Below are 20,540 nucleotides of genomic sequence, written 5' to 3'. Positions count from 1 at the left end.
TCACCCCACGTGACCTCGAACAGGGTGCACGCAGTCAAGGCTAGGGATCTGGCGGTCGGGGGGCATCGGTAATCGCTACCGAAGTTCATCGATCAGCCGGCGGTCGTCTGGACGGCGCCCGGCATGAGGATCTGGATGACGCCGCCGTAGGCGCACATGCACGTGCTCCCCTGGGTGAGCGCAGGGGCCTTGGCGATCAGCGTCTTGGGTGCCCCGGGCGCCCACGGCGCGACCGTCGCAGGGACACAGGGCATCGGCACGAGCACCCCGAGGGCGGCCGCGGTCGCGGCGGCCACCGTGGGGTTCGCCATCGACATGCACATCCCGAAGGGCGGGATGTTGATGATCGGCTTCATGTCCATGATGTTGGCCGCGGCGCGCTTCTCGATCATCACCCGGTTCATGGGGAGCACGACCAAGGCCGACGGCGCCATGCCGAAGGAGCACAACAGCTGGCCTCCGGTGATGGCTGAGGGCTGTCCCATGGTCGTGTCCTTGTCTGTGGGGCTGTCGGGGTGTGGGGCTGTCGGGTGCGGGAGAGTGCGGGCGGGGCGCCGGGCCCGCGGGGCTGGCCGCGCGGCGTCGGGCAGGACGATCGGGCGGGCGCTACGTCGCGGTTCCCCGCACAGAGGCGGTGAGCTGCTCGCCGGTGGTTGTCACGAAGCACAGCACGCTCGTGTCTGGGCCCTGGTCCCAGCCGCGCGCGGAGGGCAGCAGGTAGGTGAAGTACAGCGCGGAGTCGCGGTAGTCGACGCCGACGTAGTCCTCGAAGCCCTCTGCGCACATGCCGTCGGCGAAGGTCACGAGCGCGGCGTCGCCCGGGAAGGCACCGGCCTCCCCCGTGCCCGTCGTGAAGGCCACCTCGGAGTAGAGCTCAAGCTCGTGGCCGGTCTCGCAGCCGACCCGCTCGACCGTCTCGACCTCGGCGGAGACCTCGTCCGCGGCACGGACGCAGTCGCCGACCTCGAGGTCGAAGATCGAGACCTTGGTCGCGTCGTCGTCGGAGCCCGAGCAGCCGGCGGTGAGCAGCAGGGTGGCGGCGGCGAGCAGGATCGCTCCGCGTGCCGGCCGCGAAGCTGGGTGGAACAAAGTCATGCGTGGTCCTCTGGCGTGGGCGGATCGTCTGCGGTCGGCGTCGCGCCGACGCGGATGGCGCGTGCGATCACTGACTCGAGCTCCGGCTGAGTGCGCTCATGGACGGCCTCGACCTCGCAGACGAGCCTGTCCAAGATTGCCTGCACGACCGGGAGATCAAGCTCCATGTCGGGGAAGGCGAATCCGGATCGCAGCGACAGGTTACCCGTGTCCAGGTTCAGCTCGAAGGCCGACGTGACCAGCAGGGTGTTCTGGCGGGTGACGAAGGCCGCAACCGCGGCACGGGCTCCGACCGGGAGGTGCTCGGGGTGCACCCGGTAGAACGCGACCGCCCGGCTGTGGGACATGACGACGCCGAGCAGCGGCTCACCCTCGCCGTCGCGCGGAAGCACGTCGAAGGTCTCGAGGTCCCAGTCGACGTCGAGGGCCCAGCCGGACTCATAGAGCGCGGACACGACAGTCGTCAGGAGGCCTGGATCGCCCGCGCGGTCGGCGCTCGGCCCGGTCTCGTCGGCGCTCATGCGGTCGCTCCGGCGTGCGGCTTCTTCTTCGTCAACCGATCCTGGACGATCTTGACCAGGATCGCTCGGCCTTCCTCGGAGTTCTCCTTGTTGGTGGCAGCCTCGACGATCTCCTTGTCGCTGAGCGAATCGACTCCGTCGAGGAACGTCTTCATGTCCGCTTCGGTGCACCGGACGGGCAGCTGGTACGGCCCGCAGATGAGAGCCACGCCGTCTTCGCGGACGGTGTTCTTCTTCTTCGCGGCGTCCCAGTTCACGTCGGTCTTGCGCTGGGACCTGCCGAACTTCTCTTCGCCCTTGACGAACATCTTGAGCCTGAAGATCAGGCCACGATCTCCGGCGTCCTTGTCGCCGCCGTCGGCGTCCATGCGGTTGCGCTGGTCCGCCATGGCGCCCGTGGCGTTCCACCTGTCCACGACCCTGTCCCGGTTGGACTCGAGTTCCTTGACCACCTTCGTGTAGGTGTACTCGGGGTCGGCGTCGTCGCCCAGCACCTCGAGCACGGCCTGACGGATCTTGAAGAGCATGTCGTGCTCGAGCACCGCGGGCTGTGCGGGAGTGGCGGGCTGCGGGCCTGCCGCGGTCGGTCCCTTGGCGAGCGGGGCCTTGGGCGCCTTCGGGGCGGACGCGCGATTGACCTTCTTGAGCATGGCCTCGTCGACCGGCGCTCCGTCGACCTCGTACTTGGCGAGGAACTTGATCGCCACGGGGTCGCTGCCTGCCGCTCGCAGGATGATGCCGTCGACGGCCATCCCCGGGTTGTGGGTGAGGACCTGCTCGGCTGAGCCCTCGAGCGCCCCGGCGGATGCGTCGCTCGCCTTGAGCGACAGGGAGGTCATGTATTCCGTGGCGATGAAGTGGCCGAGCGTGTGCAGTTTGTCCAAGACGCCGACCCCCATCTGGACGGCGGCGGGGATGCCGAACCCGCCGGCGGAGGCGACCGTCGCGATCGACGTGACGACCTGTGAGATCGAGATCGCTGTGTTCCAGGAGGCCTGCTCGAGGTTCTTCGTGAACTTCGACGCGACCCGCAGCAGCGGGTAGATCAGGACGTTCACCCTCGCCAGGTCTGGATCCGACAGCCGAGCCTCGAGCATGGCCGTATTCGTCTCGTTCATCCGCATGGACTTGTCGGCCAGGTCCATGGCGTTGCTCGCGACGGCGAGCACCGCGGTGACGATGTTGAGCCCTGGGATGACCTGCTTGACGCTGTCCTCGATCGAGGAGTCGATGAGCACGGCGAACTTCGCCGTCGATTTAGCTGTGGTGTTGAGCTTGTCCAGACCGTCGAAGGCGGCCTTGGCTGCGCCCAGTTCCTTGCGGGGGTCGTTCGACCCCCACGACGCCTTGGCCGCCTTGGCGAACTTGAGGATGCCGTCGACGCTGTCGGCCAGGGACGTGAACACGTCCGTGACGGTTCCGATCCCCTCCGCTGCCTTGGTCTGGACCGACTGCGGGAAGTCCGGGCCCTCGCCCGAACGGTTGCCCGACTTGAGGTTCTCAGCGGCCTTCTGCGCGCCGTCGACGAGTGCGCCGGCGCCGAGCGGGTCCTGGGTGTACAGAGGATCACCGGTGTTCGCCGCGTCGAGCTTGGTGTCCTCCTCCTGACCCTTCGATGCGATCCGCGACTGGATCTTGCCGACGACCCCAGCACCCTGCTCGACGTATCCGCCGGCCTTCTCCGAGAGCGCGTCTGCCTTGGCGAGCCCGGTGGGGTCCTTCTCTCGCGGTGTCCCCGCCAGGCGGACGCGGGCGTCCATGATCGCGCGGATGTCCAGGGCGCTGTTTTTGAGCGGCCGCTTCTCCCTGACCTTGTCCGGCACGGCTCCCCACACCTCGGTTTCTGCCTTCGCCTCGGCGTCGGCCTTCGACCTTTCGTCGGCCGCGGCCTGTGCTTGTGCCCCGGCAACCGCGGGCAGGAGCGGGGGCCTCGCCGCCATGGCTGCCTGCAACGCGACGACGTACTTCTCGTAGGTGAGCTCGACCTCCTTGGAGAACATGATCCCGAGCTTCCTGGTTCCCGCCTCGGCCTCGTTGCTCGCGCTCGCGACGGCGGCCTCGGTCCGCGACTGGCGGATCTGCCACACCAGCCGCTCGGCGACGGTCTCTCGTGGCGGACGCACGGACAAGAGGTTCTTGGCACGGAAGCCGACCAGCCAGGTCTGCTTGTACGCCTCGTCGAGGACCTGGTCCTCGGTCCAGGCGGGGTTCGCGGCAGCGAGCTCCGCCGCGAGCTCCTGCTCGCTCTCGATCGCCTCGGCCATCTGCTCCTCGAGCAGGGCCTTGGCCAGGGCCACCTTGCTCTCGCTGCCGCCAAGCATGGTCTCGCTCATGCCCTGGCGCGCGGCGACGCCTTCCGCCCGCGCAGTCTTATAGCCCTCTTTTGTGGACGTCTCGAGCTTCTTGTGCCCGGACACGGTCGCGGAGTCCTTGGTCGTCTTCGCCTTCGCGTCGGCCTGCGCCTGGGCCTGGGCTGCCTTCGCGTCCGCCTTGGCCTTGGCCTCGGCCGCCTTCGCATCCGCCTTGGCCTTCTCCTTGACCTCCTTGGCCGCCGCGTCGTCGATGCGCTTCTTCTCTTTCTCCGCCGCCTTCTCCTTCGCGACCCTGTCGGACTCCGCCTTCTCCTCGGCTGCCTTCTTCTTGTCCTCGTCGCTCGACCAGGGCCATCGCCGCAGCGGGGCCGCACCACCCTCGGTCACGACGTGCGCAAGCTCGTGCGCAAGCACCTTCTGCCCGACGGCGTCGTGCGGGGCATACTCCCCCGCCCCGAAGAAGATGTCCGACCCCGAGGTGAACGCCCGAGCGGAGACGGCCTTGTTGAGCGAGGCAGAGGTGGAGTCGTCGTGGATGCGCACGTGGCCCAGGCCGGTGCCGAAGGCACCTTCCATCGACTGCCGGAGGCCGTCGGGCAGGCCGCGTCCGCCGCCGGTGCGGGCGGAGATCTGCCCGCTCGTGGCCGCGTCGAGGGCGCCACCGGCTGCGCCGACGACGGCTCCCGGCGTCGGGGCCGCGCTGCGCCGCAGGTGGCCACAGCTGGGGCCGTGCGCGTGGACGTCGTCGGACGGCGTGCCTGGTCCGCTTCCCGGCGGCGCCGTAGCGGCGCCGGCGTGCAGACGACGCAGCGCCCTGTCGGCGAGCGCGTCGGCGTCGCTCTCGGCGCGGTCGTCGGCGCTGCCGACCACGAGGCCCGCCACCGGGGCCAGGTGCGCGGGGGCAGCCGGGGCCACGGCCGGTTCCGGTTGGTCGGCGGCCGCGCTCGTGGGGTGTGGTGCGTGCGTCAGCGACATGGTCTTCTCCGCTCATCGGGACGATCGAGCTCTGCGACACGCGGCCACTGCGCCCCCGAGCGGGACGGGCGATGGCCGAGTTGGCGCTGCTCACGCCATCCTTGACCAGCCGACCGCCCGGGCACTACCGCAATTGATACCCAAGTCCGCCGGGCTACGGGTGAACTGAGCCACGCGCTACCCCTGCTCGAACGTCTTCGCCGGGACCCGTCGCCCGAGCTTCGTGAACTCCCGCACGACGGCGAAGTGCAGGTCCCGCATCCCCACCAGCCGCTCCTGGGCGACCGCCTCGTACGCGGCCGACAGCACGATGTTGCGGATGTCCCCGCCGGCGACCTCGAGGTTCTCCGCGAGGACAGCCACGTCCACCGGGTCCTCCGGGTCGAGCGCCGGCAGCTGGGCGAGGTGGTGCTCCCACAGGCTCGCCCGTGTCGCGGCGTCGGGATCGGGGAAGTGGATCATGAAGTGCAGCCGCCGTGCGAAGGCCTGGTCGAGGTTGCCGCGCAGGTTCGTCGCGAGCACGGTGATCCCGTCGAAGGACTCCATCCGCTGCAGCAGGTAGGCGACCTCCTGGTTGGCGTACCGGTCCTTGGAGTCGCTCACAGCCGACCGCGACCCGAACAGCGAGTCCGCCTCGTCGAAGAACAGCACGCAGTTGAGGGACTCCGCCTCGGCGAAGACCTTCTCGAGGTTCTTCTCCGTCTCGCCGATGTACTTGTCCACGACCGAGGACAGATCCACCTGGAACAGGTCCATGCCGAGCGCGTCCGCGACCACGTGCGCCGCGAGGGTCTTCCCCGTACCGGGGCTCCCTGAGAACAGCGCGGCGATCCCGGTCCCCTTGCCGCCCTTGCCCTGCAGGTCACCCAGCGCGAACACGTCGTCACGGTGCTTCGCCCACGCGATCAGCCGGCTCACCTCGTCCCGGGTGCGCTCGGGCAGCACGAGGTCGTCGAGCACCGCCGTGCTGCCCGTGCTGGCCGCGCTCTTCGTCCCGCCGCGTCCCAGCCGGCGCGCGGCATCCTGCACGATCGCGGCCGTCACCTCGGTCCCGGCCTGTTCCGCCATGCGCAGCGAGAGCCGCCCGACGGCGGTGATCTGCTCGGGCGTCAGGCGCAGCCCGGTCACCGCGTCCTGGGGCACCTGCCCACCGAGGGCGACCCACCACAGCTCCCCGCGTTCGGTCGGGGTCAGCCGCGGCGCCGTCACCGCGACCGGGATCGTCGTGGCCCAGGCCGTGTCCCAGGCCGTCGTGGCCACCGCGATCACCGGCATGACCGCGCCGGTGATGAGGTCCATCGCACCGGCCGCGAGCTCGGCCCCGGCCAGGATGAGCACGCAGCCGTCCAGGGCCGCCTCGAGGACCAGCTCAGCGACCAGGCCCCGGACCACGGCCTGGCTCAGCCCGGCGCTCCCGGGTCCGCCCTCACCAGGCCCGACGCCGAGCTGCGGTGCCCGGCGCAGGTCCGCCAGCAGGCATACGACCCCCAGCTCCTGGCAGGCCGCCGCGGCCAGCGCGGTGCCGGCCGTGCCCGGCCCGGCGGTGACCCACACGAGGCCGGCGCCGCGCTCGAGGGCGCCCGCGACCGTCGTCGTGCCCTCGACCGGGACCGGCATGACCTCGCCGAACAGCGGCAGCAACCGAGCCGGCGGGGAGTCGTCGCCGATCAGCGCGGCGACGACCCGCTCGCAGAGCTGGAGCCGCCGGGCGAGGAACACGTCGTCACCGAGCACCGAGAGCAGGCCGTGCCGGCGCAGTCGCGCGGTCGCGGCCAGCCGCTGGCGGCCCTGGGCGGACACGGTCGAGAGGCCGGCCAGCTCGAGGGCCACCGCCACGCTCGGGCGCGCCGCCCCCTCGTCGCCCGAGAGCAGACCGAGCAGCAGGTGCCCGGCGGGGTGCAGCTCGGGCAGCAGTGCGACCACGAGCAGCCGGCGGTCGGTCGGGGTGAGTCCGAAGCGGCCCACCAGCTCGTCGATCGGGTCGGTCAGGACCGCGAGCGCACCCGTCGCGTGCTCGGCGTCGAGCACCTCGAGGGCCACCTGGGCGCCACTCGTCTGCCCAGATGCGCCGCGTCGCGCGACGGCGGCGGCCAGGGCGAGCAGCAGCTCGCCGAAGGGGGATTCTGAAGCCTGACCGGCGTCGACGATGATCTGCTCCTTCGGTGGTCGCACCACGGACGGTGCAGGGCACAGGCTACAAGTGCTGGCAGGGCGAACGCGCTGGCGCGCCCGCAGCGATTGTATGATCCAGACACCACGCACAGTCAGGAGCACACCGTGCCCACCGCAGGAGACCGGCCCGTCACGCCAGCCCTGCCCGACGCCGGGGCGCGCGCCCGGGTGGACAGCTGGGCCTGGGCGGTGCGCCTGTTCCGCACCCGCTCCCAGGCCGCCGCGGCCTGCCGCGCCGGGCACGTCAAGGTCAACGGCGAGCGCGCCAAGCCCGCGACCCCGGTCAAGGTCGGCGACGAGGTGCACGTGCGCGGGGAAGGTCTCGAGCGGATCGTCGTGGTGAAGAAGGTCATCACGAAGCGGGTCGGCACGGCCCTCGTCCCCGAGTGCATCATCGACCGCTCCCCGCCCCCGCCCACCCGGCTCGACACCCCGGTTGCCGGGGCGCGAGACCGCGGGGCCGGCCGACCGACCAAGCGCGAACGCCGCGAGATCGACGCGTTCCGCGGCCGCGAACAGCACTGAGCCGGTGACCCTCTTCATCGACTCCCCGCTCTGGCCCGCCCACGGGACCATGTGGTGCCACCTGGTCTCCGGCTCCTCGCTCGCCGAGCTGCACGCCTTCGCCGCCGCGACCGGTCTCCAGCGGCGGGCCTTCGACCTCGACCACTATGACGTCCCGGCCTCCCGGGTCGCGGAGCTCGTCGCGGCCGGGGCGGTTGCGACGTCGGGGCGCGACCTGCTCAGCCGCCTGACGGCGTCGGGTCTGCGGGTGCGCGGACGCGACCGGATGGCCGCCAAGCGCGCCGCGGCGCTGGCCCGGTGGTCCGCGCTGCTGCCGGGCGTGCCCGGCGCGGAGGCGGTCGGGGCGGAGCTGTTGACCCGCTGGCACGAGTCGCACCGCGCCTACCACGGCCCCGGCCACCTCACCCACGTGCTCGACTCCCTCGCCGTCCTCGAGGCTGATCACCCCGCCCCCCGCGCCGTGCACCTCGCGCTGTGGTTCCACGACGGGGTGCACGACGGCGCGGCCGGCGCGGACGAGGCGGCCTCGGCCGCGCTCGCCCAGGACCTGCTCGGCGCACTGATCGGGCAGGTTCCCGAGCCCGGCGCGGCTGTGACCGGCGGGGCTGTGACGGGCGGGGATACGACGGACGGGCCGCTCACCGCGGCGGAGGTCGCCGAGGTCGTCCGGCTCGTCCTGATCACGGCCGACCACTCCCCCGCCGCAGGCGACGCCGCGGGCGCCCTGGTGTGCGACGCCGACCTCGCGATCCTGGCGAGCGCCCCGGACCGCTACGCCCGCTACGTCTCCCAGGTCCGGACCGAGTACGCCCACGTGCCCGACGCCGCGTTCGCGACCGGGCGCGCCGCCGTCATCGAGCAGCTGCTCGCGACCGTGCCGCTGTTCCGGACCGCGATCGGCGCGGCCCGGTGGGAGGAGGCGGCGCGGGAGAACCTCCGGGCGGAGCTCGTAGGGCTGGTGGAACAGGATGTGCTGGTGGAACAGGCGGGCCGCAGCGAGATCGCCGGCAGCAGCGCACCTGCCGTCCGCCGACCGGCGGATGTCACCGTCGCGACCGTGTGCCTGCGCAGCACCGCCGGACTCCTGCTGACCGTGCGCAAGCGCGGGACCAGCACCTTCATGCTGCCCGGCGGCAAGCCCGACCCGGGCGAGCCGCCTCGGGCGGCGGCCTGTCGCGAGGTGCACGAGGAGCTCGGGCTGATCCTCCCGGGGCACTCCCTGAGCCCGCTCGGCACCTGGCGGGCGCCTGCAGCGAACGAGGCTGGTGCGGTCGTGGAGGCGACCGTGTTCCGCACCTCGGTCGTGATCGACCACGCCCAGCCTGCTGCGGAGATCGAGGAGGTCGCCTGGATCGATGTGCACGCGCCGTCGGGCCTCACGCTCGCGCCCATGCTCACCGAGCACGTGCTCCCCGCTCTGCGCAGGGCCGAGGGCGCATCGATGCGCGGTGCCACAGGTACGCCGACCGGCTGAGCAGTCGATCAACCCGGAGAAGACACGTGATGCCCTCAGGTAATCGGAGTAGAGTGCGAGTTACTTGAAGCATCAAACACTGCCGGGCGGACAACCCGGCACCTGACCAGGGAGTCCCCATGAGCACAGTCACGATCATCGGTGCAGGCAACATCGGCTCAGCAGTCGCCGGCATCGCCGTCGACGCCGGGGCGCAGGTCCAGGTCCTCGCCCGAGACGCTGCCAAGGCGGCCGTCCACCCGGCGGCCACGGCCGGGACCTTCGGCGACCCGATCACCGGTGACATCGTCGTGCTCGCCCTGCCCTACGCAGCTCTCGCCGACGTCGTCGCCACCTACGCCGGCCAGCTCGCGGGAAAGACAGTCGTCGACGTGACCAACCCGCTCGACTTCGCCACCTTCGACTCCCTCGTCGTGCCCGAGGGCAGCTCCGCCGCGGCTGAGCTCGCGGCCCAGCTCCCGGGCGCCCACGTGCTCAAGGCCTTCAACACGACCCTCGCGGCGACGCTCGCCACCAAGACCGTGGGCACACTCCCCACGACCGTCCTGGTGGCCGGTGACGACGCCGACGCCAAGCGGGGACTCGTCTCCCTCGTCGAGGCCGGTGGCCTGCGCGCCGTCGACGCCGGATCGCTCAAGCGGGCCCACGAGCTCGAGGCCCTCGGTTTCCTCCAGCTCACCCTCGCCGCCGCCGAGAAGACGTCCTGGACCACGGGCTTCGCCCTCGTGCCGTGACCCGCTGAGCGACGACTGCGGCAGGTCAGATCATGCCTCGGCGTTGCAACCGGTTGTAGAAGAACCAACCCAGGCACGTCGGTATCCAGGTCGCGATGATCCGGTAGCCGAAGGTTGCCGCAAGAGCGGTCCCAGGGTTGATCCCCAGCGCTGTGAGGCTGGCGACCAGAGCAGCCTCGACGGCCCCGATGCCACCCGGCGTCGGGGCCGCTGACGCGAGCGTCGCCCCCACCATCGTCGCGAACGCAGCAGTGACCGGGTGGCTCCCTGCGTCCACGGCGATGAGCACCGCCCAGAGCGTCACCGCAGACGAGATCGTGCCACCCGCCGCGCCGAGGACAGACGCCGTCAACCGACGAGGAGAGCGGACGAGGGTGGTGAGGTGCTCGGCCGCTTCACGTCCTCGGTGCTGCCACACCTCTGCCAACGCGTCCCTGATCCTGCGGACTCCAAGGGCGATACCCACGACCGCCAACGCGACACCCAGGATCACCAGCAGGGTCCAGCCGCTCGGCGCGTCCTTGAGAACGTCGACGCTGCTCCCGCCGACGAGGGCGAGCACCGTCAAGAGCACGACGTGCACGAGGAACTGAACGATGTTCTGGAGCCCGATGACCGCCGTCGCGATGCTCACCGGCTGCCCGTGCGCGACGAGGAACTGCACCCCGAGCGCCAGCGACCCGACAGAGGCGGGGGTCGCCGTGCCCGTGAACGTCGCCGCGACCTGCATCTCTATGCCGTCACGGTAGGAGATGGCAAGGCCCGCACACGCCCGCAATGCGACCGCCGCGCAGACGAACCCGCCAAAGGTCGCCGCCGCGGCGACGATCAACCACTCCGGACGGGCATCACGTAGGGCGCCAACAACGTCCGGAAGCTCACTGATCAACGGGATGGCCACGTACGCCAGCCCCAGCACAAGAACCGCCTGAATGATCCGACGCCGCGTCAACCAGCGCTTGGCCCCGCCCCGCCCCGCCGGCACAGGCGGGCCCTCCGGCGCCGACCCAGGTTCGGGACCGGGTTCGGCGCCTGGCTCGCTCGCGGGGACCTCAGCGTCGTCGGCCATCCTGCGATGGTAGGCCGGACCTGTGAGCGCCGCCCGTGGGTCGCGGCAGCGCGGCGTCGGGCAGGTACCACCAGCTGACGCGCTCCGTCATCAACCCGGCGGGGATCTGCGCGGGGGCGATCGCCGTCCGTCCGTCCGTGTCCGCGACGCTCACCAGGAGCGTGCCGAGCAGCATCGCGACCGGGATGACTCGACCGTTGCGCGCGCCGACGAGCGCCCGCGCGGCGTGCGGGGCAACGAGCCCGAGGCGACGGCGCGCGGCCCGTCCGCGTCGGTGCGCCGGTAGCGCCCCCGGTAGGGGTGGCGGCCGTAGCCGACGATGTCCCGCACGGTCACGCCGTCGGACGTCGGGCGGCTCTGGGAGAGGAGCCGTCTCGTGCGCCGTACCGGACACGATGGCTGCCGCCGAAGAGGGCTTCTGGACCCGCAGCGGCAAACCACACCCGGAACGACAAATAGCCGCCCTCGTGAGAGGGCGGCTATTTGTGACTGTCACAGGTGATCTGGTGGAGGTGCGGGGAATCGAACCCCGGTCCGATGGCGCAAATCGAGGACTTCTCCGTGCGCAGTCCGCTATGGATTTTCTCGGCCTCAGCACTCTCGCGGACAAGTAGCTGACAGGCCCAGTTGTCTAAAAGTCCCTGCAACGCCAACAACAAACGTTACAAGCAGTGGCTCCCTAGATGACGCTAGGAACCAGAGCGGAAGCTACCCTGGGCTAACGGACTTCAGAACTCGCTCAAGCGGCGAGTGCGAAGTCGGTGCGCTTGGAATCGGCACCTATTGTTTTGCAGACATCGTTTACGAGATAAGTCTGCATCCTCGGCACGCTTCTCCTCGAAACACGACCACCGTCGAAACCGATCACCCCCTGTGCAGTTATCAATCACTCGTCGTGCGGCCAGGCCGCCTAGCGAGTAGTGCCACTCTACTGGATCAACACGGCTCCGTGCACGGTTATTTCCCGGCGAGCAGGCAGCGGTCAGCGGATCTCGCGCGAACGGATCGCGCGGTGAGCCTCGCGGTTGTCCTGCTGCTCGCGCAGGGTGTGCCGCTTGTCGTACTCCTTCTTGCCGCGGGCCACCGCGATCTCGACCTTCGCGCGCCCGTCGAGGAAGTACATCTGCAGGGGGATGATCGTGAACCCCTTCTCGCGGGTCTTCTGTTCGAGTCGTTCGATCTCCTCGCGGTGCAGCAGCAGCTTGCGCTTGCGCCGGGGGGCGTGGTTCGTCCAGGTGCCGTGGGCGTACTCGGAGATGTGAGCACCCTCGAGCCAGGCCTCGCCGCCGTCGATCGAGCAGAAGCCGTCGACGAGCGAGGCGCGTCCGGCCCGCAGAGCCTTGACCTCGGTGCCCGAGAGCACCAGCCCGGCCTCGAGGACGTCCTCGATCGCATAGTCGTGGCGGGCCTTCTTGTTGCTCGCGATGAGCGAGCGCACGGGTCCGGCTGCCGACGGCGCTTTCTTGGACCGCTGGGGTGAGCCGTCCGGCACCGTGTACATCTTTTCCTTGGCCATCACACCTCCTCAGGGGTCCTGCACGTTTGCCACGGGCAGATCAAGGGTAGTTCACCCCTCCAGGCCGATCGAGCGATTTTCCCTAGAGCATCGTCATCGGGTCGACCGTCGAACCGTTGACATACACCTCGAAGTGCAGGTGACAGGCCGTGCCGAGGCCCGTGTTTCCGGAGTACCCGACGAGGTCCCCCTTGGCCACGGACGCTCCGCCCGAGACGGCGAAGCTCGTCAGGTGGTTGTAGCTGGTCATGAGGTTGGACCCGTTGACCGTCCCATGGTTGATGAGGACCTGGTTGCCGAAGCCGTCGCGCCACTTGGCCCACTGGACCGTGCCGGCCGCCGCTGCATAGATCGCGGTGCCGCAGTAGGCCCGGAAGTCCGTGCCGGCGTGCAGCCGGTAGTAGTTGAGCACCGGGTGCAACCGCATTCCGTAGCTCGACGTGATGTGCGGGACGGCGGTCGGGTAGGAGAAGAACCCCTTGCCGGCTACCGGCGTGGAGGGAGGAGCCGGTGCGGTAGCCCCGCCGCCGCCGGTGCCGGGCTTCGTCGCGGCGGCCTTGTCTGCCGCCGCCTTCTCGGCAGCCGCCTTCTCGGAGGCGATGCGCGCCCGCTCGACGTCCTGCAGGCCGATGATGTCTTGGATCTCAGAGGTCAGGGACGCACTCTGCCCCTCGAGCTCGTCCTGGCGCGCCTGCTCGGACGCCTTGCGGTCCTCGATGGCCTGCTTCTTCACGGCCTGGTCGGCGATGAGCCGCTCGACCTCCGCCTTGGCATCGGCCGCCACGGTCTTGGCCGTGTCGGCCTCGACGACCTTGGCATCGGCTTCGGTCTTGAGGTCTGAGATCGCGACCTTGACCGCGGCGAGGCGCACCTCGTTGTTCGTGGACACGGCCGCCGTCTGGCGCAGTGAGTCCAAGGACGCGGTCTGGGTCCGCATGGCGATGGTCGACATGTTGTATTGGTTGATGAAGTCGTCCGTGGTCTGCGCCCCGATGACCAGCTCGAGCCCGGACATGCCCATGTCGCCGCGGGCCGCCTGGCGGGCCATCTCCGCGACGCCGTTGCGAGCGTCCGAGGCCGCCGTCGCGTTCGTCTCGATCTCGGTCGTGAGCGCTGCCTCCTCGGCCTGCGCGTCGGTGAGGCGCAGGGCCAGGGAGTCGGCCTCCCGCTGGGCCGTCTCGAGCGTCGCAGTCGCCTGCGCCAGGGTCGCCTCGGCGACCGGCAGCTGGTTCTCGATGGCCTGGAGGTCGACGTAGGCCTGGGCGAGCTGGGAGTCCGTCTCGGACAGGTCGGAGTTCACCTGGTCCAGCGCGGCGGTCGCGGCCTCCTGCTGGCGTTTGGCCTCTGCAAGCCGGTCGTCGAGGTCGTCTGCGGACGCCGCCGTGATGCTCAGCCCCCCGAAGAAGGCGAGCGTGAGAAGCGAGGCGAGCAGAGCGGCCAGCCGTGATCTCAGGCGAGGCATATCACACCTTCGTGTAGCGGCTCAGGGTGACGATCGAGGAGATCGCCGCCAGCAGGAACGCGACGCCCACGAGGATCGGGGCGATCACCCAGACGTCGCTCGTGGTGATGTAGGGGATCCACTGGACGGACTGGCCGAGCCAGTCCTCGATGAGGAATTTCACGCCCAGCCACAGCCCGCCCATGGACAGCAGCGCGCCGACGGTCGCGGCGATCGCGCCCTCAAGCATGAACGGCAGCTGGATGAAGAAGTTCGATGCGCCGACCAGCCGCATGATGCCGGTCTCCCGCTTGCGGCTCAGTGCCGAGAGCCGGATGGTCGTGGTGATGAGCAGGACGGCCGCGAGCAGCATCACCGCGGCGAGCCCGGCCGAGAGCAGCGTGGCACGGTTGAGCACGAGGAACAACGGCTCGAAGATCTGCCGCTGGTCGCGGACCTCCTCGACCCCCGGTCTCCCGCTGAGCACGTCGTTGATCACCTGGTACTGCTCGGGGTCGGTGAGCTTGATCCGGAAGGACGCGTTCATGTCATCCTCGGTCAGCGCACTGAACCACCACCGGTCGCTGTAGTCCTTGGAGAAGAGGACCCAGGCCTGTTCCTTGGTCTCGAATGTCACGTCCTGGATCTCGCTCGCCACGTCGGGCTGCTCGAGCAGCGCCCCGATCGCGCCGATCTGATCCTCGGTGGCCTCCCCCTCTGCGCAGGTGGGCTTCGTGGACCCCTGCGGGCACAGGAAGACGGAGATCTCGACCTTGTCGTACCACTCGCCCTTGAGCTTGGTGATCTGGATCTGGGTGAGCACAGCCGCGCCGACGAAGGTCAGCGACACGAAGGTGACGAGGATGACGGAGACGGTCATCGACAGGTTGCGCCGGAGACCGATCCCGATCTCGGACAGGATGAACTGGAAACGCACGTGTAGTCCCCTTAGCGGGCTGAGCCGTAGACGCCACGAGACTGGTCACGGACCAGCTCGCCGGTGGACAGTTCGATGACGCGCTTGCGCATCTGGTCGACGATCTCGTCGTCGTGGGTGGCCATGACCACGGTCGTGCCGGTGCGGTTGATCCGGTCCAGCAGCCGCATGATCCCGAGCGACGTGGTCGGGTCGAGGTTTCCGGTCGGCTCGTCGCACAGCAGGATCGAGGGGCGGTTGACGAAGGCGCGGGCGATCGCCACGCGCTGCTGCTCACCGCCGGAGAGCTCGTGCGGGCGGCGCTTCTCCTTGCCGGCCAGCCCCACCATCTCCAGGGTCTCGGGGACGGTCGTCATGATGTGGTGCCTCGGCTTGCCGATCACCTGCAGCGCAAAAGCGACGTTCTCGAAGACCGTCTTGGTGGGCAGCAGGCGGAAGTCCTGGAACACGGCACCGATCTGGCGGCGCAGCGTGGGCACCTTCCAGTTCGACAGGGTCTGCAGGTTCCGCCCGGCGACATAGACGTTCCCCGAGGTGGCGCGCTCCTCGCGGAGCACCAGGCGCAGAAACGTGGACTTCCCCGAGCCGGAGGCGCCCACGAGGAAGACGAACTCGCCTCGCTCGACCTCGAGCGTGACGTCGTCGAGCGCAGGACGTGCGCCGCGCGCATAGACCTTGCTGACGTTTTCTAGACGAATCACAGCTGATGACCAGTTTCGTTTCGGGGGACGCGACGGATGCCGCTGGTCGCTTCGAGGGTAATCACGGCGGCTGTGGATCACGGCACGGACACGCCGCTACGAACTCACCTACGGCTTCACTGGTCACTTCATCGACATGACCACAGGTCTGGTGACCATGCGCCGGTGTGTTCTACGCCACACCGGTCGGCCACAGCGCGTCGCCTGGGACCTGGAGGAGGTGCAATAGGGGCATGAGTGTCCTCCGCCTCGGGCTCGCCGTCATCCTCCTGCTCGCGTTGTCTCTCACTGTCCTGGGCTGGGCCGGCGTGCGGATCACCCGCCAGGCCGTCACAGCCGTAGTCCGAGCCGCCGTCCAGCTCTCGATCGTGGCGCTGGTCATCGCGTGGATCTTCACGCACCCGGTGGCCATGGCCCCGTACCTGGCCGTCATGCTCGTGGCCGCCACCCTGACGGCCACGAGACGGATCGGCCTCGGCCGGAGAACGGCGCCCGCGGTCGCCACCGCCCTCGTCGTCGGCCCGGGCCTAGCGGTGGCCCTCGCTCTGGCGAGCGGCGCGCTCGCCACCACCAGCCAGGTCGTGCTGCCCTTCACCGCCCAGGTGATCGGCGGTTCCATGATCGCCTGCGGCCTGGCGGGTGGCCGCCTGCACGACGACGCGGCGGACCAGTGGGGGCAGGTGGAAGGCTGGTTGGCGCTGGGCGGGACGCCGCGTCAGGCCGTGGCCGACCTGGGCCGGCGGGCGGTGGCCCGCGCACTCACGCCGTCGATCGACCAGACCCGCAGCGCGGGCCTGGTGACCTTGCCCGGTGCCTTCGTCGGCATGCTGCTGGGCGGTGCGTCACCGTGGCAGGCGGCCCAGCTCCAGCTGTTGGTTCTCGTCGCGCTGTTCGCGGCGCAGGCGGTGGCCACGGTGATCACGGTCCAGCTCCTGGCGCCGCTGGTCGGTCGGCGGCAACCGGTGACCAGCGGAGCGTGACGCACCATTGGTGTCCGGCGGGCCTGCTGGCCGATCAGGTGCTACTCGGTCGGCTTGGACCGGCGCCAGCGGATGCCGGCCTCGATGAAGTCGTCGATCTCGCCGTCGAACACCGCGCTCGTGTTACCGACCTCGTGCTCGGTGCGCAGGTCCTTGACCATCTGGTACGGCTGGAGCACGTAGGAGCGCATCTGGTCGCCCCAGCTCGCCTTGACGTCCCCGGCCATCTCCTTCTTGATCGCCTTCTCCTGCGCCTGGCGCTCCAGGAGCAGCCGGGACTGGAGCACGCGCATGGCAGCGGCGCGGTTCTGGATCTGGGACTTCTCGTTCTGCATCGACACCACGATCCCGGTGGGGATGTGGGTCAGGCGCACGGCGGAGTCGGTCGTGTTGACGGACTGGCCACCGGGGCCGGAGGAGCGGAAGACGTCGACGCGGATCTCGTTGTCGGGGATGTCCACGTGGTCGGTCGTCTCGATCAGCGGGATGACCTCGACGGCCGCGAAGGACGTCTGACGTCGGCCCTGGTTGTCGAAGGGCGAGATCCGCACGAGGCGGTGCGTGCCGGCCTCCACGGACAGGTTGCCGAAGGCGTAGGGCGCCTTGACCTCGAAGGTCGCGGACTTCAGGCCCGCCTCTTCGGCGTAGGACGTGTCCAGGATGGTCGTGGGGTAGCCGTGGCGCTCGGCCCAGCGCAGGTACATGCGCATGAGCATCTCGGCGAAGTCGGCTGCGTCGACGCCGCCCGCGCCGGCGCGGATGCTGACGACGGCCTCGCGGGCATCCCACTCCCCCGACAGCAGCGTGCGGACCTCGAGGTTGCCGAGGTCTTTGCGGATCCCGGCGAGGTCCTTCTCGGCCTCGGCGATCGTGTCGGCGTCGTCGGCCCCGTCGCCCTCGGTCGCCATCTCCACGAGGACCTCGAGGTCGTCGATGCGGGCTTCCATGTTCGTGATCCGGTCGAGCTCGGACTGCGCCTGGGACAGGGCGGTCGTCACCTTCTGCGCCGCGTCGGTGTCGTCCCACAGGTCGGGGGCGGACGCCTGCTCCGAGAGCTCGGAGATGCGGATCTTCAGCGCCTCGGGGTCGGTCACGGCGCTGATGGTCGCGAGGGTGCCGCGCAGGGCGCTGATCGCAGATGCAAAGTCGGTAGTAGCCACGGTTGTCAAGGTTACGCGACGGCGCTGGGGGCAGGCGACGTGAGACTCATGCGTCACCGAGGTCGATGACGGCCTTGACGAACCCGCGGGGCCGGTCGATGAACAGCTGGTAGGCCTCGTCGACGGCGTCGAGGGGGAACCGGTGCGTCACGAGCGGCTCGAAGGTCAGCTCGCGGCGCGCCATGAGGTCGAGCCCGTGCGCGAGAGCCGCGCGCGTGCGCCACCGCTGGGACGTGAAGCCGGACACGATCGTGACAGAGCGGTACCAGAGGTTGACGTCGAGGTCACGGCGGCCGTCGTGGTGGTAGCCGCCGATGCACAGCGTCCCGTGCTGGGCGACCAGGTCACCCGCGGTCGCCAGGGCCGCGGCGCTGCCGCTGAACTCGATCACCACGTCGAAGGTCCCGCGCAACGCGGCCGGGAAGGACAGGGCGTCGTGCACGGCGTTCGCCCCGAGCGCGCCCGCCAGCTCGAGCGAGTACGCGGCGACGTCGAAGGCCGTGACCTCGGCCCCGAGCGACCGCACGACCTGGAGCGCGCCGAGTCCCATGAACCCCAGGCCGACGACGGCGACCTGCATGCCAGCTTCGATCCCGCTGCGCAGCACCGCCTCGGTGATGCAGGCGAGCGGCTCGCCGAGCCCGGCCCATGTCGGGACGTTCGGGGGCAGCTCGAAGAGGTCGGACGCGGCCACCACGACGTGCTCGGCGAAGGCGGGCGAGGCAAAGCCTGTGACCGCAGCCTCCGGCGCCCAGCCGTAGACGTTCTCGCCCACGGACTCCACATGCCCGGCGAACTCGTGCCCGAGCCGTCGCGGCTCGGGGCCTGCGTGATCGGCCCAGGCCCCGCGGTCGGAGGCGCAGACGCCCGAGGCGCTCAGTCGGACGAGAACCTCCCCCGGTCCGGGGACCGGCACCTCTTCCTCGACGATCCGGGACACTCCAGGTCCTATAACTTCGCTGACCTTCATGTGGCGTTCCTTCCAGAGCGGTGGGTGCCGGCGCGCGCCAGGGCGAGCGCGCCGTCGACGGGCGGACGTTCCAGGATGTGCAGCCGCAGGCCTGGGGCCTGCTGGGCGAGGGCATCGAAGAGGGCGTTGCGCAGGCGCGGCTGAGCGGTCACGACGCCGCCGGCCACGACGACGTCCGCGCCGGCGGCGCCGCGCGCCACCAGAGCGGCGACGAGGGTCGCGAGGGACCGGGCACCGTCGACGATGACGCCGGCCGCCGCGGCGGACCCCTCCTCGGCCGCGGCGAAGATCGCGTGGGCGTGCGCGCCCCAGGTCTCCACACCGCCGTCCCAGCTCATCGCGTGGGCGAGGGTGACCAGGTCCGGCGCCGCGAAGGACTCAAGAAGATGGCGCTCGAGAACGTCGGACGGCGCGCCGGCGTCAGCGAGGCGCAGCAGCGCACGTGCGCCTTCGCGCACGAGGGCCGAGGCGGAGCCGTCGTCGCCGAGCACCCAGCCCCAGCCGCCGGCTGAGATCGCAGATCCGTCGTCCGCCCGGTGCCCGACGGCGATGGCCCCCGTCCCGGCGACGAGCCCGATGCCGCTGGACAGGCCGGCGGCCGGCACGAGCAGGTGCGCGTCGTTGACGACCGTGCAGTCCGTCTCCAGCCGCTCCCGCAGCGCGCGCTCAAGATCGGTGCACTGCTGCTGCGTCTCGCAACCGTGCGCTCCGACCACGACGTGGTCGGGGATCAGTGCGGCGTCGTTGACCGCGCGCAGGACGGCGGACCGGATGTGTCTGGTGAGCCAGTCGGCGGCCTGCGGGGCGGGGACCGCGTCCCAGCCCGTGCTCGGGCCGACGTGGTCGGTCAGCACGTGCTCACCGACGACAACCTTGATATGAGTCTTGGTCCCGCCGACGTCGACCCCGACGTAGAAACTCACTGAACCATGCCGCCGATCTTCGTGTCGTCGTGCTCGAACACGAAGTCCTCGATCTCGATGTCCCGCGCGTCGGCGAGGGCACCGGCGAGCTGCTGCAGCACGAGCGTCTCCAGCACGACCCGGACCGGCATGCTCACCCGCGGCAACGTGATCAGGTGCAGCGCCCCGCCCGCGGCCGGGATCGGGTACGTGTCAGTCATCGCGGTATCGGTCGCAGCAGCAGCATCGGCGGTGGTCACCAGGAGCGTGACGTGGCCGGCGTCGGCGAGCGTGCGCGCCAGGCGACGCTCGCGGCCGTCACCGATGATCACGTGGAGGGTGTCTCCGGCCGCCTCCATCTCCCCGTGCAGGTAGTTGCGAGTCACCAGGGCCGCGGACGGCACCCGGCAGACCTCGCGGAGCAGCAGCGCGCCTGCCTCGGAGGCGGCACGTGAGGGACCAGAAGCCACGACGTCGGCCGCGACGACCCCGGCCGATGCCTGGGCGACGGCCGCGACCAGAGGCGCGGTCTCCTTCTCGACGGCGGACAGCGTGCTGCCGATGCCATGCCATCCAGCCGCGGCGTCCTGGGCAGTAGCGCCGAGCAGGTGCTCGGCGAGCATCGCGAGGCCGACGATGGTTCCGGTGTACCCGATCGTCGAGGCATAGCTGTCCTGCTCGGAGCCGAGGTCGTAGCTGAGGCCCGTCACGTCCGACAGGGCCGCTCCGGCGACGTTGGTCAGCACGCAGCGCCGGTCGGCCGGAACGCGGCGCAGGACCTCGACGGTCTCGGGACTGCGGCCGGACTGGGAGACGCCGATCGCCAGCGTGTTCGCCGGGACGGCGAGCCCGGCGTGCATCTCGCTGGCGATCTCGCGCGTCGCCCGTACCCCTGCTGCCGCCAGGATCGCGACCGGCACGGCGCACGCCGCAAAGCTAGCGCCCATACCAAAGAAGACCACAGAAGCATCGCCTGGACGCCGGTCGCCCCCCGGCAGGACCGCGAGCTGGGACTGAACCCGGCTCACGATCCTCTCCAGCGCGGCAGCTTGCCCC

The 20,540-nt window shown here is 70.2% G+C and carries 18 protein-coding genes, 1 other RNA gene and 2 pseudogenes; 4 read left to right on the top strand and 17 right to left on the bottom strand.

The genetic code is table 11. The features are described from left to right. Positions 1 to 92: 92 nt before the first annotated feature. The 5 genes from BLQ50_RS08400 to BLQ50_RS08380 all read right to left on the bottom strand — a co-directional run bounded on the left by BLQ50_RS08400 (position 93) and on the right by BLQ50_RS08380 (position 7,075). Positions 93 to 485: a DUF4280 domain-containing protein gene (locus tag BLQ50_RS08400; protein ID WP_093182846.1), complete on the bottom strand. Its 393-nt coding sequence runs from the start codon at positions 483 to 485 to the stop codon at positions 93 to 95. Between the two features lie 121 nt (positions 486 to 606). After that, on the bottom strand, positions 607 to 1,095 hold the full coding sequence (locus BLQ50_RS08395) for a septum formation family protein (RefSeq protein ID WP_093182845.1): 489 nt from the start codon (positions 1,093 to 1,095) through the stop codon (positions 607 to 609). Further along, complete coding sequence (locus BLQ50_RS08390; protein ID WP_093182843.1) at positions 1,092 to 1,616, bottom strand: type III secretion system chaperone family protein; 525 nt, start codon at positions 1,614 to 1,616, stop codon at positions 1,092 to 1,094. Before BLQ50_RS08390 ends, BLQ50_RS08395 begins: the two co-directional genes overlap by 4 nt. After that, positions 1,613 to 4,903, bottom strand: coding sequence for an eCIS core domain-containing protein (locus BLQ50_RS08385; RefSeq protein ID WP_093182842.1), 3,291 nt, complete (start codon positions 4,901 to 4,903; stop codon positions 1,613 to 1,615). The genes BLQ50_RS08390 and BLQ50_RS08385 overlap by 4 nt, the downstream gene beginning before the upstream one ends. A 177-nt stretch (positions 4,904 to 5,080) precedes the next feature. Continuing rightward, positions 5,081 to 7,075 (bottom strand): ATP-binding protein, encoded by a 1,995-nt coding sequence (locus BLQ50_RS08380; RefSeq protein ID WP_093182840.1) that lies wholly within the window; start codon positions 7,073 to 7,075, stop codon positions 5,081 to 5,083. Positions 7,076 to 7,180: 105 nt separating this feature from the next. Between BLQ50_RS08380 and BLQ50_RS08375 the strand changes: the two genes are divergently transcribed. From BLQ50_RS08375 to BLQ50_RS08365, 3 genes are all read left to right on the top strand, one after another. Further along, positions 7,181 to 7,600: an RNA-binding S4 domain-containing protein gene (locus BLQ50_RS08375; protein WP_245701022.1), complete on the top strand. Its 420-nt coding sequence runs from the start codon at positions 7,181 to 7,183 to the stop codon at positions 7,598 to 7,600. Positions 7,601 to 7,604: 4 nt separating this feature from the next. Beyond that, positions 7,605 to 9,074: a DUF4031 domain-containing protein gene (locus BLQ50_RS19280; RefSeq protein WP_093182838.1), complete on the top strand. Its 1,470-nt coding sequence runs from the start codon at positions 7,605 to 7,607 to the stop codon at positions 9,072 to 9,074. A gap of 119 nt (positions 9,075 to 9,193) precedes the next feature. Beyond that, positions 9,194 to 9,808 carry an NADPH-dependent F420 reductase gene (locus BLQ50_RS08365; protein WP_093182836.1) on the top strand — a complete coding sequence of 205 codons (615 nt, stop codon included), beginning with the start codon at positions 9,194 to 9,196 and terminating at the stop codon, positions 9,806 to 9,808. A 25-nt stretch (positions 9,809 to 9,833) separates the two neighbouring features. Here BLQ50_RS08365 and BLQ50_RS08360 read toward each other — a convergent pair whose 3' ends face one another. From BLQ50_RS08360 to ftsE, 8 genes and pseudogenes are all read right to left on the bottom strand, one after another. Continuing rightward, positions 9,834 to 10,877: a lysylphosphatidylglycerol synthase transmembrane domain-containing protein gene (locus BLQ50_RS08360; RefSeq protein WP_093182835.1), complete on the bottom strand. Its 1,044-nt coding sequence runs from the start codon at positions 10,875 to 10,877 to the stop codon at positions 9,834 to 9,836. Further along, positions 10,861 to 11,124 (bottom strand): annotated as a pseudogene (locus tag BLQ50_RS19040) (iron chelate uptake ABC transporter family permease subunit); the annotation flags it as partial. The gene BLQ50_RS08360 and the pseudogene BLQ50_RS19040, both read right to left, overlap by 17 nt. Further along, positions 11,124 to 11,246, bottom strand: a pseudogene (fecE, locus tag BLQ50_RS19035) (Fe(3+) dicitrate ABC transporter ATP-binding protein FecE); the annotation flags it as partial. The pseudogenes BLQ50_RS19040 and fecE, both read right to left, overlap by 1 nt. A 135-nt stretch (positions 11,247 to 11,381) precedes the next feature. Then, positions 11,382 to 11,749, bottom strand: a transfer-messenger RNA (tmRNA) gene (gene ssrA / locus BLQ50_RS08350). A 110-nt stretch (positions 11,750 to 11,859) separates the two neighbouring features. Continuing rightward, a complete protein-coding gene (gene smpB / locus BLQ50_RS08345) occupies positions 11,860 to 12,393 on the bottom strand; it encodes an SsrA-binding protein SmpB (protein ID WP_093182833.1) in 534 nt (177 codons plus the stop codon). Between the two features lie 82 nt (positions 12,394 to 12,475). Continuing rightward, positions 12,476 to 13,855: a M23 family metallopeptidase gene (locus tag BLQ50_RS08340; protein ID WP_093182831.1), complete on the bottom strand. Its 1,380-nt coding sequence runs from the start codon at positions 13,853 to 13,855 to the stop codon at positions 12,476 to 12,478. Position 13,856: 1 nt separating this feature from the next. After that, on the bottom strand, positions 13,857 to 14,771 hold the full coding sequence (ftsX, locus tag BLQ50_RS08335) for a permease-like cell division protein FtsX (protein WP_093182829.1): 915 nt from the start codon (positions 14,769 to 14,771) through the stop codon (positions 13,857 to 13,859). Positions 14,772 to 14,782: 11 nt separating this feature from the next. Then, positions 14,783 to 15,472, bottom strand: a complete 690-nt coding sequence (gene ftsE / locus BLQ50_RS08330; RefSeq protein WP_093182828.1) for a cell division ATP-binding protein FtsE — start codon at positions 15,470 to 15,472, stop codon at positions 14,783 to 14,785. A 233-nt stretch (positions 15,473 to 15,705) separates the two neighbouring features. On the opposite strand from ftsE, the gene BLQ50_RS08325 reads away from it, so the two are divergent. Continuing rightward, the gene (locus BLQ50_RS08325; RefSeq protein ID WP_093182826.1) at positions 15,706 to 16,452 is read left to right on the top strand and encodes an ABC transporter permease; all 747 of its coding nucleotides are present in this window, start codon (positions 15,706 to 15,708) and stop codon (positions 16,450 to 16,452) included. Positions 16,453 to 16,493: 41 nt separating this feature from the next. Here the strand turns inward: BLQ50_RS08325 and prfB are convergent, their stop codons facing one another. Genes prfB through BLQ50_RS08305 form a run of 4 tightly spaced genes read right to left on the bottom strand, consistent with a single transcriptional unit; the run spans position 16,494 to position 20,512 of the window. Continuing rightward, positions 16,494 to 17,612 carry a peptide chain release factor 2 gene (prfB, locus tag BLQ50_RS08320; protein WP_093182824.1) on the bottom strand — a complete coding sequence of 373 codons (1,119 nt, stop codon included), beginning with the start codon at positions 17,610 to 17,612 and terminating at the stop codon, positions 16,494 to 16,496. A gap of 46 nt (positions 17,613 to 17,658) precedes the next feature. Continuing rightward, positions 17,659 to 18,582 (bottom strand): zinc-dependent alcohol dehydrogenase, encoded by a 924-nt coding sequence (locus tag BLQ50_RS08315; protein WP_093182822.1) that lies wholly within the window; start codon positions 18,580 to 18,582, stop codon positions 17,659 to 17,661. Continuing rightward, the gene (locus tag BLQ50_RS08310; protein ID WP_093182820.1) at positions 18,579 to 19,505 is read right to left on the bottom strand and encodes a BadF/BadG/BcrA/BcrD ATPase family protein; all 927 of its coding nucleotides are present in this window, start codon (positions 19,503 to 19,505) and stop codon (positions 18,579 to 18,581) included. Before BLQ50_RS08310 ends, BLQ50_RS08315 begins: the two co-directional genes overlap by 4 nt. Further along, the gene (locus BLQ50_RS08305; protein WP_217629139.1) at positions 19,502 to 20,512 is read right to left on the bottom strand and encodes an SIS domain-containing protein; all 1,011 of its coding nucleotides are present in this window, start codon (positions 20,510 to 20,512) and stop codon (positions 19,502 to 19,504) included. Before BLQ50_RS08305 ends, BLQ50_RS08310 begins: the two co-directional genes overlap by 4 nt. Positions 20,513 to 20,540: the final 28 nt, after the last annotated feature.

Origin of the sequence: Sanguibacter gelidistatuariae (assembly GCF_900096585.1) — a bacterium.
GTDB lineage: Bacteria > Actinomycetota > Actinomycetes > Actinomycetales > Cellulomonadaceae > Sanguibacter > Sanguibacter gelidistatuariae.
This window is presented reverse-complemented; position numbering and strand designations above follow the sequence as displayed.

Excerpts from the sequence above, each read along its gene's own strand:
- BLQ50_RS08400 (WP_093182846.1), bottom strand. The coding sequence starts at position 485 with ATGGGACAGCCCTCAGCCATCACCGGAGGCCAGCTGTTGTGCTCCTTC.
- BLQ50_RS08395 (WP_093182845.1), bottom strand. The coding sequence starts at position 1,095 with ATGACTTTGTTCCACCCAGCTTCGCGGCCGGCACGCGGAGCGATCCTG.
- BLQ50_RS08390 (WP_093182843.1), bottom strand. The coding sequence starts at position 1,616 with ATGAGCGCCGACGAGACCGGGCCGAGCGCCGACCGCGCGGGCGATCCA.
- BLQ50_RS08385 (WP_093182842.1), bottom strand. The coding sequence starts at position 4,903 with ATGTCGCTGACGCACGCACCACACCCCACGAGCGCGGCCGCCGACCAA.
- BLQ50_RS08365 (WP_093182836.1), top strand. The coding sequence starts at position 9,194 with ATGAGCACAGTCACGATCATCGGTGCAGGCAACATCGGCTCAGCAGTC.
- BLQ50_RS08360 (WP_093182835.1), bottom strand. The coding sequence starts at position 10,877 with ATGGCCGACGACGCTGAGGTCCCCGCGAGCGAGCCAGGCGCCGAACCC.
- smpB (WP_093182833.1), bottom strand. The coding sequence starts at position 12,393 with ATGGCCAAGGAAAAGATGTACACGGTGCCGGACGGCTCACCCCAGCGG.
- BLQ50_RS08340 (WP_093182831.1), bottom strand. The coding sequence starts at position 13,855 with ATGCCTCGCCTGAGATCACGGCTGGCCGCTCTGCTCGCCTCGCTTCTC.
- BLQ50_RS08325 (WP_093182826.1), top strand. The coding sequence starts at position 15,706 with ATGAGTGTCCTCCGCCTCGGGCTCGCCGTCATCCTCCTGCTCGCGTTG.
- BLQ50_RS08315 (WP_093182822.1), bottom strand. The coding sequence starts at position 18,582 with ATGAAGGTCAGCGAAGTTATAGGACCTGGAGTGTCCCGGATCGTCGAG.